At 70.7% G+C, this 13,420-nt stretch carries 13 protein-coding genes; 8 read left to right on the top strand and 5 right to left on the bottom strand.

The features are described 5' to 3' along the window. Window positions 1-101: 101 nt before the first annotated feature. Both trxA and ABLE88_RS11905 read left to right on the top strand, forming a co-directional pair. On the top strand, window positions 102-1,028 hold the full coding sequence (gene trxA / locus ABLE88_RS11910) for a thioredoxin (RefSeq protein ID WP_348831904.1): 927 nt from the start codon (window positions 102-104) through the stop codon (window positions 1,026-1,028). Between the two features lie 23 nt (window positions 1,029-1,051). After that, window positions 1,052-1,726, top strand: a complete 675-nt coding sequence (locus ABLE88_RS11905; RefSeq protein ID WP_348831903.1) for an LON peptidase substrate-binding domain-containing protein — start codon at window positions 1,052-1,054, stop codon at window positions 1,724-1,726. 39 nt (window positions 1,727-1,765) lie between these two features. On the opposite strand, the gene ABLE88_RS11900 is transcribed toward ABLE88_RS11905, so the two are convergent. After that, window positions 1,766-3,127 carry a flavin monoamine oxidase family protein gene (locus ABLE88_RS11900; RefSeq protein WP_348831902.1) on the bottom strand — a complete coding sequence of 454 codons (1,362 nt, stop codon included), beginning with the start codon at window positions 3,125-3,127 and terminating at the stop codon, window positions 1,766-1,768. A gap of 134 nt (window positions 3,128-3,261) precedes the next feature. On the opposite strand from ABLE88_RS11900, the gene rlmN reads away from it, so the two are divergent. From rlmN to ABLE88_RS11870, 6 genes are all read left to right on the top strand, one after another. Next, window positions 3,262-4,479 (top strand): dual-specificity RNA methyltransferase RlmN, encoded by a 1,218-nt coding sequence (gene rlmN, locus ABLE88_RS11895; protein ID WP_348831901.1) that lies wholly within the window; start codon window positions 3,262-3,264, stop codon window positions 4,477-4,479. 107 nt (window positions 4,480-4,586) lie between these two features. Then, window positions 4,587-4,970: a VOC family protein gene (locus ABLE88_RS11890; RefSeq protein ID WP_348831900.1), complete on the top strand. Its 384-nt coding sequence runs from the start codon at window positions 4,587-4,589 to the stop codon at window positions 4,968-4,970. Window positions 4,971-4,979: 9 nt separating this feature from the next. Beyond that, a complete protein-coding gene (locus tag ABLE88_RS11885) occupies window positions 4,980-5,513 on the top strand; it encodes a hypothetical protein (RefSeq protein ID WP_348831899.1) in 534 nt (177 codons plus the stop codon). A 115-nt stretch (window positions 5,514-5,628) separates the two neighbouring features. After that, window positions 5,629-6,483, top strand: coding sequence for a chorismate mutase (locus tag ABLE88_RS11880; protein WP_348831898.1), 855 nt, complete (start codon window positions 5,629-5,631; stop codon window positions 6,481-6,483). Between the two features lie 29 nt (window positions 6,484-6,512). Further along, a complete protein-coding gene (gene hisC, locus ABLE88_RS11875) occupies window positions 6,513-7,646 on the top strand; it encodes a histidinol-phosphate transaminase (RefSeq protein WP_348831897.1) in 1,134 nt (377 codons plus the stop codon). Beyond that, entirely contained in the window at window positions 7,643-8,584 is a 942-nt protein-coding gene (locus tag ABLE88_RS11870; RefSeq protein ID WP_348831896.1) for a prephenate/arogenate dehydrogenase family protein, read from the top strand. Before hisC ends, ABLE88_RS11870 begins: the two co-directional genes overlap by 4 nt. A 31-nt stretch (window positions 8,585-8,615) precedes the next feature. Here ABLE88_RS11870 and ABLE88_RS11865 read toward each other — a convergent pair whose 3' ends face one another. The 4 genes from ABLE88_RS11865 to ABLE88_RS11850 form a co-directional block, all read right to left on the bottom strand. Beyond that, window positions 8,616-9,146, bottom strand: a complete 531-nt coding sequence (locus tag ABLE88_RS11865) for a TIGR02444 family protein (protein WP_348831895.1) — start codon at window positions 9,144-9,146, stop codon at window positions 8,616-8,618. Between the two features lie 183 nt (window positions 9,147-9,329). Next, complete coding sequence (locus ABLE88_RS11860) at window positions 9,330-10,961, bottom strand: benzoate-CoA ligase family protein (protein WP_348831894.1); 1,632 nt, start codon at window positions 10,959-10,961, stop codon at window positions 9,330-9,332. Between the two features lie 67 nt (window positions 10,962-11,028). Further along, window positions 11,029-11,637: a UbiX family flavin prenyltransferase gene (locus tag ABLE88_RS11855; RefSeq protein ID WP_348831893.1), complete on the bottom strand. Its 609-nt coding sequence runs from the start codon at window positions 11,635-11,637 to the stop codon at window positions 11,029-11,031. Between the two features lie 220 nt (window positions 11,638-11,857). Continuing rightward, window positions 11,858-13,339, bottom strand: coding sequence for a UbiD family decarboxylase (locus ABLE88_RS11850; RefSeq protein WP_348831892.1), 1,482 nt, complete (start codon window positions 13,337-13,339; stop codon window positions 11,858-11,860). Window positions 13,340-13,420 lie beyond the last annotated feature (81 nt).

The following is a 13,420-nucleotide window of genomic DNA, read 5'->3' as shown; positions in this document are numbered from 1 at the left end:
AAGGCGCTAGAAGCGGCATCGGCCCGATTGCACCCGCGTGCCCGATGCCCATCTAAGGGGCGGATGCGAGCCGCGAGGTCAGGCTCTTGAGGGGTGAGGCGATGCTGTTCAACCAGACGGGCGCCCAAGCGGGCGCCGGAAAAACCGGGCCTGCCGGCGACGAGGCGGTGACCGAGACCACCACCCAGACCTTCATGGCCGACGTCATGGAGGAATCCAAGCGCCGCCCTGTGCTGGTGGATTTCTGGGCGCCCTGGTGCGGCCCCTGCAAGACCCTCGGCCCGATCATCGAGAAGGCGGTCCGCGCCACCAAGGGCAAGGTCAAGCTGGTCAAGATGAACATCGACGAGCACCCGGCCATCCCCGGCAAGCTCGGCATCCAGTCCATTCCCACCGTCTACGCCTTCGTCAACGGCCAGCCGGTGGACGGCTTCATGGGCGCGCTGCCGGAAGGCCAGGTGAACGCCTTCATCGAGCGCCTCCTGGGCGGGCCGGCGGACGCCGGGCTCGAAGAGGTGCTCGCCTCCGGCGAGGCCGCGCTCGCCGAGGGCGACGTCGCCGCGGCGGCCGAGATCTTCGCCGCCGTGCTGGCCGAGGACGAGGGCAACCTCAAGGCGCTGACCGGCCTGGTGCGGGCGCAGGTCCAGGCGGGCGCCCTCGAGCAGGCCAAGGCGACCCTCGCCATGGCGCCGGCCGACAAGCAGAACGATCCTTTGGTCTCGGCCGCCGGCGCGGCGCTCGACGTCGCCGTGCAGGCGCAGGCGCTGGGCGACCTCGCCAGTCTCGCCGCCCAGGTGGAACGCGACCCGGCCGACCATCAGGCGCGCTTCGATTTTGCTTTGGCGCTCAACGCCAAGGGACGGCGCGAGGAGGCGCTCGCCCACCTGCTGGACATCGTCAAGCGCGACCGCGCCTGGAACGAGGACGGCGCGCGCAAGCAGGTGGTCCAGCTGTTCGAGGCCTGGGGGCCGACCGATCCGCTCACCGTCTCCGGCCGTAAGAAGCTTTCGGCAATCCTGTTCGCCTGAGGGCGACGCGAGAGGAGCAACATTTGGCCGCGAAGCGGAGCTATCTGTCGCCGGCGGACGTGCCGCCGGTGGTGCCGGTGTTCCCGCTCTCGGGAGCACTGCTGCTGCCGCGCGCCGAACTGCCGCTCAACATCTTCGAGCCGCGCTACCTCGCGATGGTGGACGACGCGCTCTCCGGCGCCCGGCTCATCGCCATGGCCCAGCCGGACCCCGGCCTGGCGCCCGGACCGCACGGCCCGGGGGTCTACAAGGTGGGCTGCCTCGGCCGCCTCACCCAATTCTCCGAGACCGGGGACGGGCGCTACCTCATCACCCTGACCGGGGTGAGCCGCTTTTCCGCGGTGGAGGAGATCGAGGCGCTCACCCCCTATCGCCAGTTCAAGGTGGACACCGTCCCCTTCGCCGCCGATTTCGACGCCAGCGCGGGCGAGGGCGAGGTCGACCGGGGGGCGCTGCTCGGCGCCCTCGCCGCCTTCCTGGAGGCCAACAAGCTCGACGCCGACTGGGACGGCATCCGCCAGGCCGGCACCGAGATGCTGGTGAACACGCTCTCCGTCATCTCGCCCTACGGGGTGCGGGAGAAGCAGGCCCTGCTGGAGGCGCGCACGCTGCGCGAGCGCGCCGAGATGCTGGTCGCCATCACCCAGATGACGCTCGCCCGCACCACGCCCGGCGACGGCGAGGGCTCGCTCCAGTAGCGCCCCGGCGGTACCGAGCCGCCCGCGCGCGCCTTGCCGCTATTGACCCGCCCGCGGGTTGGTGAGGATCGCCACCGCCTGGGCGGCGGCGCGCTCGCCCGATTGCCAGGCGCCGGCGAGCGTGCCCCACAGGCTCTCATGCGCATGCTCGCCCGCGAACAGGAGCCGGCCCGACGCCACCTCGGTGAAGGCGCGGCGCAGGTTGCCGGCGCCCGGCAGGGCGCAGGAGAAGGCGCCGAGGGCGAACGGCTCCCTGGTCCAGCGCGTGGCGCTGACGCGCCCGAGCTTGCCCGCTACCTGGGCGCCGAACTCGTGGGTCAGCGTCTCGCGCACGAAGGCGCGCGCGCCCTCGACGGGGCCGTCGGCGAGGGCTGAGGCGAGCGCGCCTCCGACGTCGAAGCCGTAGAGGTCGGTGCCGCCGATGCGCGCGGCGAGCGCGTACGAGCGGCTGCTGGCCGCCTTGAAGAACAGGCGCTCGTCCGGCCTCAGGTCCAGCGGGTTGCCGGGCAGCTCGAAGGCGATGCGGTCGAACGCGCCAAGCGTGATGCGCTCCACCGCCATGCGGTAGCGCGGGACCAGGCCCGGCGTGATGCGCACCAGACCGGAGGCGATCACGCTCGGCGGCACGGCGAGGATCACCACGCGGCCGGTGAGGGTGCCGCGGCTGGTCTGCACCGCGACCTGGCGGCCGGAGAGGTCGACCGTGCGCACCTGCGTCCCCAGCCGCACGGCGAGCGGGGCGGCGAGCCGCGCCACCATCGCCCCCACCCCCTGGCGGCACACCATTTCGCCCTCGCGCTCCTCGGCGCGGGAGAAATCGACGGTGGAGACCGCGTCGAGCTCCTTGGCGCAGGCGAAGGGGCCGGTGACGAAATGGGCGCTCGGCCCGAAGGCGCCGAGATCGGGCAGCACGCGGGACGCCGGCTGGTCGCGCCCGGCGTCGCCGGCGGCGATGATGGCGCGCTCCGCCCGCCGCACCGTGGCGGCGAAGTCCTCGTACTGCGCGTCGCTCGCCTCCTTGCCGCCGAGATAGAGCCGCGCCGGCACGGGCACGGCGATGACGTCGAGCCCGGCCGCACGGCCGGCCTCCGCCAGCGCCTTGCCGCCTGGCAGATGGATGCGGCTCGCGCCCATGTCGAACGGCACGCCGAAGATCTGGGTGTCGGTGAGCGCGCGCCCGCCGACCCGGTTCGAGGCCTCCAGCAGCGCGTAGGTATGGCCGGCCTCCGCCACTTTGCGGGCGGCGGCAATGCCGGCCGCCCCGGCGCCGACGATGATCACCTCGGCCTCCCCGGCGGCCCGCGTCTGGCCGAGCGCGCGCGCGGCGCCGAGCGGCGCGGCGGCGAGGCCTGCGGCGCCGGCGAGCAAAGCGCGGCGGGTGAAAGAACGGGTCGGGCGCAAGAGCGGAGCGGTCTTCGGGCTGCGGTGTTCCGGGCGCGGACGCTAGCACGGGCGGCCGCCGGGGGCGAGGCCGGGCGCCGGATCGCGCCGCGTCCTTATGGAAAACGGCCGCAATCGGCATTATGTGTGACGCCATGACCCTCGCTCTCGACATCCTGCCCGACGCCGGCGCGGCGCCGGCCGCCGGCGCTGCCCTGCCCTCCCTCGTCGGGCTCGACCGGGAGAAGCTTTCGGCCGCGCTCGCCGCCATCGGCGTCGCCGAGCGCGAGCGGCGCATGCGCGTCAACCAGCTCTGGCACTGGATCTATCTGCGCGGCGCCCTGGACTTCTCGGAGATGACCAACGTCTCCAAGCACCTGCGCGCGCAGCTGGAAGCGGCCTACACGCTCGCCCGTCCCGAGATCGTGATGGAGCAGGTGTCGCAGGACGGCACCCGCAAGTGGCTGCTGCGCTTCCCGGCCGATCTGCCGGGCGAGAAGCCGCACGACGTCGAGACGGTCTACATCCCCGAGAGCGACCGCGGCACCTTGTGCGTGTCGAGCCAAGTGGGGTGCACGCTCAATTGCTCGTTCTGCCACACCGGCACCCAGCGGCTGGTGCGCAACCTGACCGCCGCCGAGATCGTGGCGCAGGTGATGGTGGCGCGCGACCGGCTCGGCGACTATCCCGGCCGCGACCGGGCGGTGGGGCCGGGCCTGCCCACCGAGGGCGAGCGGCTCGTCACCAACATCGTCTTCATGGGCATGGGCGAGCCGCTTTACGCCTATGACAGCGTGAAGGAGGCGATCGAGACCCTGTCCGACGGCGACGGCCTCGGCCTCGGCAAGCGCCGCATCACGGTGTCCACCTCCGGCGTGGTGCCGGAGATCGGCCGGCTCGGCGCCGAGGTCGGCCCCATGCTCGCCATCTCGCTGCACGCGGTGCGCGACGATCTGCGGGACGTGCTGGTGCCGATCAACAAGAAGTATCCCATCAGGGAATTGATGGAGGCCTGCCGCACCTATCCGGCCGCCTCCAACGCCAAGCGCATCACCTTCGAATACGTGATGCTGAAGGGGGTGAACGACAGCCCCGCCGACGCACGGGCGCTGGTGAAGCTGCTCGAAGGCGTGCCGGCCAAGATCAACCTCATCCCCTTCAACCCCTGGCCGGGCACGCAGTATGAGTGCTCCGACTGGGAGACCATCGAGCGATTCTCGGACATCGTCTTCCGCGCCGGCTATGCGAGCCCGGTGCGCACGCCGCGGGGGCGCGACATCCTCGCCGCCTGCGGGCAATTGAAGAGCGAGAGCGAGAAGCTCTCCGCCCGCGAGCGCCTGGCCCTGCGCGCCATGATGGCGCAGGAAGACTAAACATCTCGGGCGCGGTCCAGGCAGATGGGGACGGTTTGCCCGGTGAACAGCCTTGCGAGTTCAGGAAAGTGCACGCGGCGGGGGCGCCGCCGCGCAGGAGAGGGTGCATGCTGGATCATCTCGGGCTCTCGGTGCAGGACGTGGAGCGCTCGCGCGCCTTCTATCTCGCCGCCCTCGCCCCGCTCGGCTACGGCATCGTCATGGAGGTGAGCGCGCAGGAGACCGGCGCCAACGCCTTCGTCGGCTTCGGCGCCGAAAAGCCGGACTTCTGGATCGGCGCCAAGCCGGTGCTCTCCGGCCCGGTGCATGTGGCCTTCCAGGCCTCGAGCCGCGCCGCGGTGGATGCCTTCCATGCGGCCGCGCTCGCCGCCGGCGGGCGCGACAACGGGGCGCCGGGGCTTCGGGCGCATTACCATCCGCACTATTACGGCGCCTTCGTCATCGATCCGGACGGCCACAATGTGGAAGCCGTCTGCCACGCGCCGGAGTGAGCGAACGCCATGGACGACCTCGCCCGCCTGCTGCTGCGCTTTCTCCTGGTGCCGCTCGGCTATCTCGCGGCGGTGGTGGCGGGCGCCTGCGTGATCCTCATCGGCGAATGGCGCATCGGCACGCTGTTCACCGCCGCCGATCCGGGCGCGCAGGCCATGGGCGTCATGGTCGCCATCATCACCACCGTGACGGTGCTGGTGCTGCTGCTCTCGCTCATGTGGCTGGTGGCGGCGGTGGGCATCCTGTTCTCCGAAGCGTTCGCGGTGCGCTCCTGGATCTTCCACGCCGGCAACGGTGTGGTCTCGGCCTGGATCGGCGCCCAGTTCTTCGCTCCGTCCGACGGCTCGGCCCTGGTCACGAGCGATCCGTTCTACGTGGTGGCGGCGGGGCTCGCGGCCGGGCTCGCTTATTGGCTGGTGGCGGGCTCCTCCGCCGGCTTCTACAAGCCGATCCTGCCCTCGGCGGCGCAGCGGGCGACCGGCTCCGCCGCGCCTTATTCCCTGCCGCCGCCGCGTCCGCCCGGCGGCGATGGCCCGCGCTGAGGCGCCCGCGCCACGCATTCCGCCGGGTGGCGGCACGACGGGACGACGCGCTTTGGCGCAACTATCCTTTGCGTCCGGGCGCCGTTCCCGCTAAGCCTTCGCGCCCGAGCGTCCCATGAACCAGCCCGCACCCCCCATGAGCCTGTCGGACCTGCGCGCCGAGATCGACCGCATCGACGAGGCGATGCACCGCCTCCTCATGGAGCGCAGCGAGATCATCGAGCGCCTGGTCAAGGTGAAGCGCACCGGCGGCGCCGAGGGCGGCTCCGCCTTCCGCCCGGCGCGCGAGGCGGACATGATGCGCCGCCTGGTGGAGCGCCACGGCGGCCTCTTGCCGCTCGACACGGTGGAGAGCATCTGGCGCGTCATCATCGCCACCTTCACCTATGTCCAGGCGCCCTATCAGGTGCATGCCGACATTTCCGGCGGCGAGCCGGTGATGCGCGACAGCGCGCGCTTCCATTTCGGCTTCACCGTGCCGTTCACGCCCCACATGGGCGCCGAGGCGGCGATCGCCGCGGTGGCGGCCTCCAGCGGCGACCTTGCTCTGCTGGTCGCCGCGCCCGCCGCCGCCACCGTGCCCTGGTGGCGCGCTTTGGAGGCGCCGGAGGCGCCGAAGATCATCGCCCGCCTGCCGTTCGTGGAGCGGGCCGACCACCCCGCCGGCCTGCCGGTGTTCGTGGTGGCGCACCCGATCCGCGACGCCGCCGTCACCGACGTCTGCGTCCATTCCCTCCATGTGTCGGGATGGAGCCCGCGCGCCGCCCGTGCCATACCGTCCTATGCCGAGGCCGTGGTGGTGGCCGACCTCGCCTCGCGCGAAGGCGCGGCGCTGCTCGTCAGCCTGCCCGAGGGCCGCGCTGTCGCCGCGGTGGCCGAGGCGCTGCGGGAGGCAGGGGCGGAGGTGGCCGCGCCCGTGAGCGTGGGCAGCCACGCCGCCGTCTACAGATTGGACCAGACCGGGGCCTGAGAGCGCCCCGGGTTTCGGAGTTTCGTGTGATGTCCGCCGTCCGTGAGCCTTCCGCCCCTGCCCCCGCCCGACCCGAGCCGCGCGCCGGCGTGCTCGCCATCGAGGCCTATGTGCCCGGCAAGAGCCATGCGCCGGGGGTGGAGAAGGTCTACAAGCTCTCCTCCAACGAGACCCCGCTCGGCCCGAGCGCGAAGGCGGTCGCCGCCTTCCTGGAGGCCGGCCGCAAGCTCGAGGACTATCCCGACGGCGCGGCGCGGGTGCTGCGCGAGGCCATCGCCAAGGCCAACGGGCTCGACCCCGAGCGCATCATCTGCGGCGCCGGCTCCGACGAGATCCTGAACCTCGTCGCCCACGCTTATGTCGGCCCCGGCGACGAGGTGGTGTTCTGCGAGCACGGCTTCCTGGTCTACCGCATCGCCACCTTGGCCGCCGGCGGCACGCCGGTGGTGGCGAAGGAGCGCGACTTCACCGCCGACGTGGACGCCATGCTCGCCTGCGTGAGCCCGCGCACCAAGGTGGTGTTCCTCGCCAATCCCAACAACCCGACCGGCACCTATCTGCCGTTCGACGAGGTGCGGCGCCTGCATGCCGGCCTGCCGCCCCATGTGCTGCTGGTGCTGGACGCGGCCTATGCGGAATATGTCCGTCGCAACGACTACGAGACCGGCCTGGAGCTGGCGCTTTCCGCCGACAACGTGCTGATGGTGCGCACCTTCTCCAAGATCCACGGCCTCGCGGCGCTGCGCATCGGCTGGGCGGTGGGGCCGGCGCACGTGATCGACGCCATGAACCGCATCCGCGGCCCGTTCAACATGAACGCGCCGGCGCTGCTGGCGGGCGCCGCCGCCATCTCCGACGCGGCCCATGTGGAGAAGTCGGTGGCCCACAACGAAGCCTGGCTGCCCTGGCTCATCGCCGAGATCGAGAAGCTCGGGCTCAAGGTCACGCCCTCGGTGGCGAACTTCGTGCTGATCCACTTCCCGAAGGAAGCCGGCCGCACGGCCAAGGAGGCGGACGCCTTCCTCCTGAAGCGCGGCCTGGTGCTGCGGCAGGTGGCGGCCTACGGCCTGCCGGACAGCCTGCGCATGACGGTGGGCTCGGAGGAGGCGAACCGCCTGGCGGTGGCGGCGCTCGCCGACTTCATGGCGGGCAAGGCGCCGTGACGCGGCCGCTGGTGGAGCGCCTCGCCATCGTCGGCGCCGGGCTGATCGGCACCTCCATCGCCCGCGCGGCGCGCGAGAAGCATCTCGCCGGCACCATCGCCGTCGCGGACGCGGACGAAGCGGTGTGCGCGCGGGTGCGCGAGCTCGGCTTCGCCGATTTCGTGACGGAAAGCGCGCGCGCGGCGGCGGAGGGGGCGGACATCGTCATCCTGTGCGTGCCGGTGGGCGCGACCGGCGCGGTCGCGGCCGAGGTCGGCCCGGCGTTGAAGCAAGGCGCCATCCTCACGGATGTGGGCTCGGTGAAGGGCGCGGTGCTCGCCGCCATGGCGCTCCATGTGCCGGCGCATGCCCATCTGGTGCCCGCCCATCCGGTGGCGGGCACCGAATTCTCGGGGCCCGACGCGGGCTTCGCCTCGCTGTTCGAAAACCGCTGGTGCATCGTCACCCCGCCGAAAGGGGCGGATGCGGCGGCGGTGGAGCGCATCGGCCTCCTGTGGCGCGCCATGGGCGCGAACGTCGAGGTGATGAGCGCCGAGCACCACGACCTGGTGCTCGCCATCACCTCCCACGTGCCGCACCTCATCGCCTACAACATCGTCGGCACGGCGGCGCACCTCGAGGAGACGCTGACCTCCGAGGTCATCAAATTTTCGGCCGGCGGCTTCCGCGACTTCACCCGCATCGCCGCCTCCGACCCCACCATGTGGCGCGACGTGTTCCTCGCCAACCGCGAGGCGGTGCTGGAGATGCTCGGCCGCTTCACCGAGGACCTCTCCCAGTTGCAGCGGGCGATCCGCTATGGCGACGGGGACGCGCTGTTCGACCACTTCACCCGCACGAGGGCGATCCGCCGCTCCATCATCGAGCAGGGCCAGGAGACCCCGGCGCCCGATTTCGGCCGGCGCGCGGTGGAAAAGCAGAAGCACGAAGAGAGCTGAGGCCGGCGGCGCGCGAGGCGCCGGGAGGGCTTCAGGATTTCGCCGCCACCGCCGTCGCCTGCCGCGCGATGAGGCCGATGGCCGCTTCCTCGGCCGGCTCCGGGGCGCGGCCGGCGGCATGCGCCACCACGCCGGCCATGGCCGCCGCCGCGAGCGCCTGCGGCGCGCCTTCGGCCACGGGAAGCCCCGACGCGAAGGCGGAAAGCGTGTCGAGCTCGATCAGCTCGGATTCGATCTCCACCTTCTTGAGCTTGTCGCGCAGCGCCTCGGTCAGCGGCGTCGGGCCGGGGGGTGGACCGGCCTTGAGGCGCTGGCGCACCGCGCGCAGGGCCTTCACCACCTCCATGTGCCAGGCCCCGACCGCCGCCTGGGCGGCGGCGAGCGCGGTCGCGTCCACGGCGGCACCGCGCGCGGCGCCGGCATAGGCGGCGAACAGCAGCAGGTTCACGTCCACCCCGGCGCGCGCCTGCAGCACCAGGCAGGCGGGCGGCACGCCGTCCCCCGCATAGACCTTCAGCGCGAAGCGCGCGAGGTCGCTCGATCCGGGTCCGCTCTGGTCCATCGCGATGGTCTCCCCCTGCCGGCGCTCGGCCGCAAGACAGCGCATTGCAAGATAGCGCGGGCGTTGCGACACCGTCATGCCCCGGACGAGCCGGGGCATCCCCGGCGCCGCCTGCGCGGCGCCTCAGGGATTCGGCACCTGAACCCGCATCGCCGCGCTTGAACTGAGGCGAGGACGGCCGCCTTACGCCCGCAGCACCTTGCGGTCGACCTTGAGCAAGGTGGTGCGTGGCAGCGCCTCGATATAAGCGAAGGCGGCGGGCACCTTGTAGCCGCCAAGCGGCCGCACCTGATCGCGCAGCGCCTGCTCCAGGGCGGGCGAGGCCGCCTGCCCGTCCTTCAGGACCACGAAGGCCTTCGGCTTCACGAGGCCGTCGGCGTCCTCGAACGACACCACCGCCGCCTCCTTGACCGCCGGATGGCGCATGAGCGCGGCCTCGATCTCCAGCGGCGACACCCACAGCCCGCTGACCTTGAACACGTCGTTCTCGCGGCCGGCAAACCAGAAGTAACCATCTTCGTCGAACGTGAGGTTGTCGCCGCTGCGCGTCCACTCGCCCACGAAGGTCTCGCGGGACTTGGCATATTTGCGCCAGTAGAAGAAGCACGCGGTCTTGCTCTTGATCCACGCCTCGCCCGACACGTTGGGCTCGGTGATCTCGCGCCCGTGCTCGTCCACGAGCTTGATCTCGTAGCCGAACACCGGCCGGCCCAGGCTGCCGCGCTTGAAGTCCTTCGGCCGGTTGGCGATCCATTCGTAGGTCACTTCCGACGAGCCGATGGAATCGAGGATCTCGATGCCGAAGCGGTCATGGAACGCCTCGAACAGATGCGGCGGGATCTTCTCCGAGGCGCTGGCGACGAAATCGAGCGCCGGCGGCCGCACGAAGTCGTCCTTGCCGTCGATGAAATCGAGCACGTTGCGCAGCACCGTGGGCACGGTGACGAGCTTGGTGACCCGCTCCCGCTCCAGGATGTCGAGCACCACGTCGGGCCGCGCCGGCTGGCGGGTGAGCACGGCCGTCGCCCCGTAATAGAGCGGAATCAGCACGCCCGGCCACAGACCGTGGGTGAAGTATTTCTTCGACGAGGCGAAGACCACGTCGTCGCTCGAATATTCCCAGAACGGCCCGTGGCGTTCTGGCACCACCAGGAAATCATGGGTCAGATGGGTGATGCCCTTGGCCGGCCCCGTGGTGCCGCCGGAATAGAACATGTAGCATACGTCGTTGGCGTGCCGGGTGGTGCCGGAGAACGGCTTGTCCTGCGCCAGCGCCGCGAACTCGACCACCACCCGCCCGCCGACCTTGCCGGCGATGTCGCCCGCCGGCCCGCGCACCAGGATGCGCTCCAGCGAAGTCGGCAGGCGCTCGGCGATCTCCTCCAGCTTGCCGAGCTGCTCGGCGTCGATGAACAGCGCCCGCGCCCCGGTATCGATGAGGAAATAGAGCAGGTCCTTGGCCTTGTAGAGGTCGGACACCACCGCCGGCACCAGCCCCGCATGGATGGCGCCGAGCCACACGGCCACGTATTCGAGGCTGTCGGTGCCGAACAGGAGCACCCGCTGCTCCGGCGCGAGGCCGCAGTCGAGCAGGCCGCCGGCGGTGACGCGCAGCGTCTCGTCGAGGACGCGGTAGGAGATGGCCTCGCCGTCGATGACGAGCGCGGTCTTGCCCGCGCGCACCGGGTCGGCGCGGTGGCGGCCGATCAGCGTCTCGATGGGGTCGAGCCAGTCGGGCACCTCGGGGTCGCGGAACGCGCGCCAGTCGGGGCAATAGAGGCGGTCCTTGGCGGCCGCCGTCGGGTGGTCGAGCATCTCGTGTCTCCATCGGCGCCGTGCCGATGCCTTCGTCCAGGGGCGAGCCTTGCCGTCGCGGCGGCGCTCAGTCGCGGTCGGTGGGGGTGAGGGCGGACAGATCGAGGCTGGTGTCGGCCTCGGTCCAGCGCTTGACGATGCCGGCATCGAAGCCGAACAGATCGAGCGCGCGCCCGACGCTCTGGTTGATGATGTCGTCGATGCTCTTGGGCCGGTGGTAGAAGCCCGGCACCGGCGGCATGATGATGGCGCCGTTGCGCGTCGCCTGGTCCATGATGGCGATGTGGCCGGCATGCAGCGGCGTCTCGCGGAACATGAGCACGAGGCGGCGGCGCTCCTTCAGCACCACGTCGGCGGCGCGGGCGACGAGGTCGCCGGAATGGCAGTGGGCGATGGCCGAGAGCGTCTTCACCGAGCACGGCGCCACCAGCATGCCCTCGGTGCGGAACGAGCCGGAGGCGATGGAGGCGCCGATGTCCTTGTAGTTGTGGACCACGTCGGCGAGCGCCTTGAGCTGGTCCCAGGTGACGTCGGTCTCCTCCATCAGCGTGCGCTGGGCGGAGGGCGAGACCACGAGGTGGGTCTCCACGTCCGGGATGGCGCGCAGCACCTGCAGGGCGCGCACGCCGTAGATGGCGCCCGAGGCGCCCGACATGGCGATGATGAGACGCTTCATACTTCAACTCCCATGTCGGAACGCCCGACGTCGCCGGCGCCCCCAAGGCGCCCTCGCGCACGCAGGACGGCGCGGGGACCGGTCCCTGAGCCGGTCCCGCTCCCATCGAATGGCCGGAGCGATCCAATATGAGCGGGGAACCCGTCTCTCTTCAACAGGTTGGCGGGCGAACCCGGCCGGAAGGAAGCCCGCGCCGCCGGGGCGGCGCGGGCCGGTGTCGTCAGAACCCGTATTCGCTCCAGCGGCGATTCACCAGATCCCAGTCCTGCGGCTCCGGCATCACGGAGCGCGGGTAGCGGTCGCCCTGATAGTTCGCCTCCGGCTCGAAATCGAGGTTGATGGTGGCGTCGATCAGCACGCGGCACCACTTGCCCGTTCCGTACATGTTGGTGTCGCGGTACTTCAGGCGGGTCGAGGGATCGAGCGCCGAGCCGAACGTGCCGGGGAAGAAGACGATGTCATCCTCGGCCGCGTTCACCCGGTAGGCGAACGCCCAGTCGAGCGCGCCGTAGTCGTGGATGTCGATGTCCTCGTCCACCGCCCAGATGTGCTTGTAGCGCAGATGCGCGGCGTTCGAGCCCCAGATGGCGCAGGCGGCCTGCTTGGCCTGGCCGCGATAGGTCTGGCGCAGCTGGATGATGAGCGTGGTGCCGTTATTGGCCGGCGGGCAATGCACGTCGGTCACGCCCGGCACGCCGGAGCGCTCGAGGATGTTCCAGGCGAGCGCGGCGCGCTGCACCGAGCTCATGATGGAGTTCTCGTTGAGCATCTTCGGCATGGTCCCTTCGAGGGTACCGCGGAAGATCGGGTTGTTGCGGTGGGTGATGGCGGTCACCCGCACCGTGTGCTTCAAGCACTGGTCGCCGCCGAAATAGCCCGTGTACTCGCCGAACGGGCCTTCCATCTCGAAGGTGGAGGGATCGTTGGAGATCCAGCCCTCGATGACGATCTCGGCGCTGGCCGGCACCTTGAGCGGCACGGTCTCGCAGTCCACCAGTTCCACTGGCGCGCCGCGGATGGCGCCCATGACGTCGTATTCCGACACGTCCGGGGGGATCGGCGAGGAGGCGCAGAACGGCAGGCAGGGCTCCCAGCCATAGACGAAGGCCACCGGCATCTCCTTGCCCTGGCCGTTATACTTGGCGAAGTCCTGGCCCCAGTTCTGCGGCCGCCAGAGGAGCACCGGCAGGGTGTTCTTCTTGCCGATCATGCCGCGATACATGCCGACATTGAGGCGCCCGGTCTCGGGATCGGCGGTCACCGTGCCCTGCATGGTGTTGATGTAGCGCCCGCCGTCGAGGCGGTGCCAGCGCGGCACGGGGAACTCGAACAGGTTGATGTCGTCGCCCTTGAGGATGTTCTCCTTCACCGGGCCGGTCGCCACCGTGACGGGGGGGACGCGGCTCGCATAGGCCTTGCGGGCGGCCTTCACGAGGTCGGTGATGGGCGCGTCGGCCGGCAGGCCGAACATCATGGCGACACGCGAATATTTCGACAGGCCGCCGGTGAACAGCTGGGTGCAGCGGCCGCTCTTGTAGTCCTTGATGTTCTTGAACAGCAGGGCGGGACCCTCGCCGTTGCCGAACGCCCGGCGCGTGATGGTGCCGAGCTCGCAATCCCAGTCGACTTCGCTGTCGATCTCCTTCAGCTCGCCGGCTTGGCGCAGATGATCGATCCAGCCCCGCAAATCACCAAATTGCATCTCACTACTCCTTGGGACGGTGCGCGTTTGTGGTTCATTGGTGCCGGCGCGCAACCGGCATCATGCATCCCCCTGGCGTGC

It is taken from the genome of Xanthobacter luteus (assembly GCF_040049235.1).
In the GTDB taxonomy this organism is placed as follows: Bacteria; Pseudomonadota; Alphaproteobacteria; order Rhizobiales; family Xanthobacteraceae; genus Xanthobacter.
This window is presented reverse-complemented; position numbering and strand designations above follow the sequence as displayed.

Bases quoted from the DNA above. Each gene is read 5' to 3' on its own strand.
- rlmN (WP_348831901.1), top strand. From the start codon at position 3,262: ATGACCCTCGCTCTCGACATCCTGCCCGACGCCGGCGCGGCGCCGGCC.
- ABLE88_RS11855 (WP_348831893.1), bottom strand. From the start codon at position 11,637: ATGAAGCGTCTCATCATCGCCATGTCGGGCGCCTCGGGCGCCATCTAC.
- ABLE88_RS11865 (WP_348831895.1), bottom strand. From the start codon at position 9,146: ATGGACCAGAGCGGACCCGGATCGAGCGACCTCGCGCGCTTCGCGCTG.
- ABLE88_RS11890 (WP_348831900.1), top strand. From the start codon at position 4,587: ATGCTGGATCATCTCGGGCTCTCGGTGCAGGACGTGGAGCGCTCGCGC.
- ABLE88_RS11885 (WP_348831899.1), top strand. From the start codon at position 4,980: ATGGACGACCTCGCCCGCCTGCTGCTGCGCTTTCTCCTGGTGCCGCTC.
- trxA (WP_348831904.1), top strand. From the start codon at position 102: ATGCTGTTCAACCAGACGGGCGCCCAAGCGGGCGCCGGAAAAACCGGG.
- hisC (WP_348831897.1), top strand. From the start codon at position 6,513: ATGTCCGCCGTCCGTGAGCCTTCCGCCCCTGCCCCCGCCCGACCCGAG.
- ABLE88_RS11850 (WP_348831892.1), bottom strand. From the start codon at position 13,339: ATGCAATTTGGTGATTTGCGGGGCTGGATCGATCATCTGCGCCAAGCC.
- ABLE88_RS11860 (WP_348831894.1), bottom strand. From the start codon at position 10,961: ATGCTCGACCACCCGACGGCGGCCGCCAAGGACCGCCTCTATTGCCCC.
- ABLE88_RS11880 (WP_348831898.1), top strand. From the start codon at position 5,629: ATGAACCAGCCCGCACCCCCCATGAGCCTGTCGGACCTGCGCGCCGAG.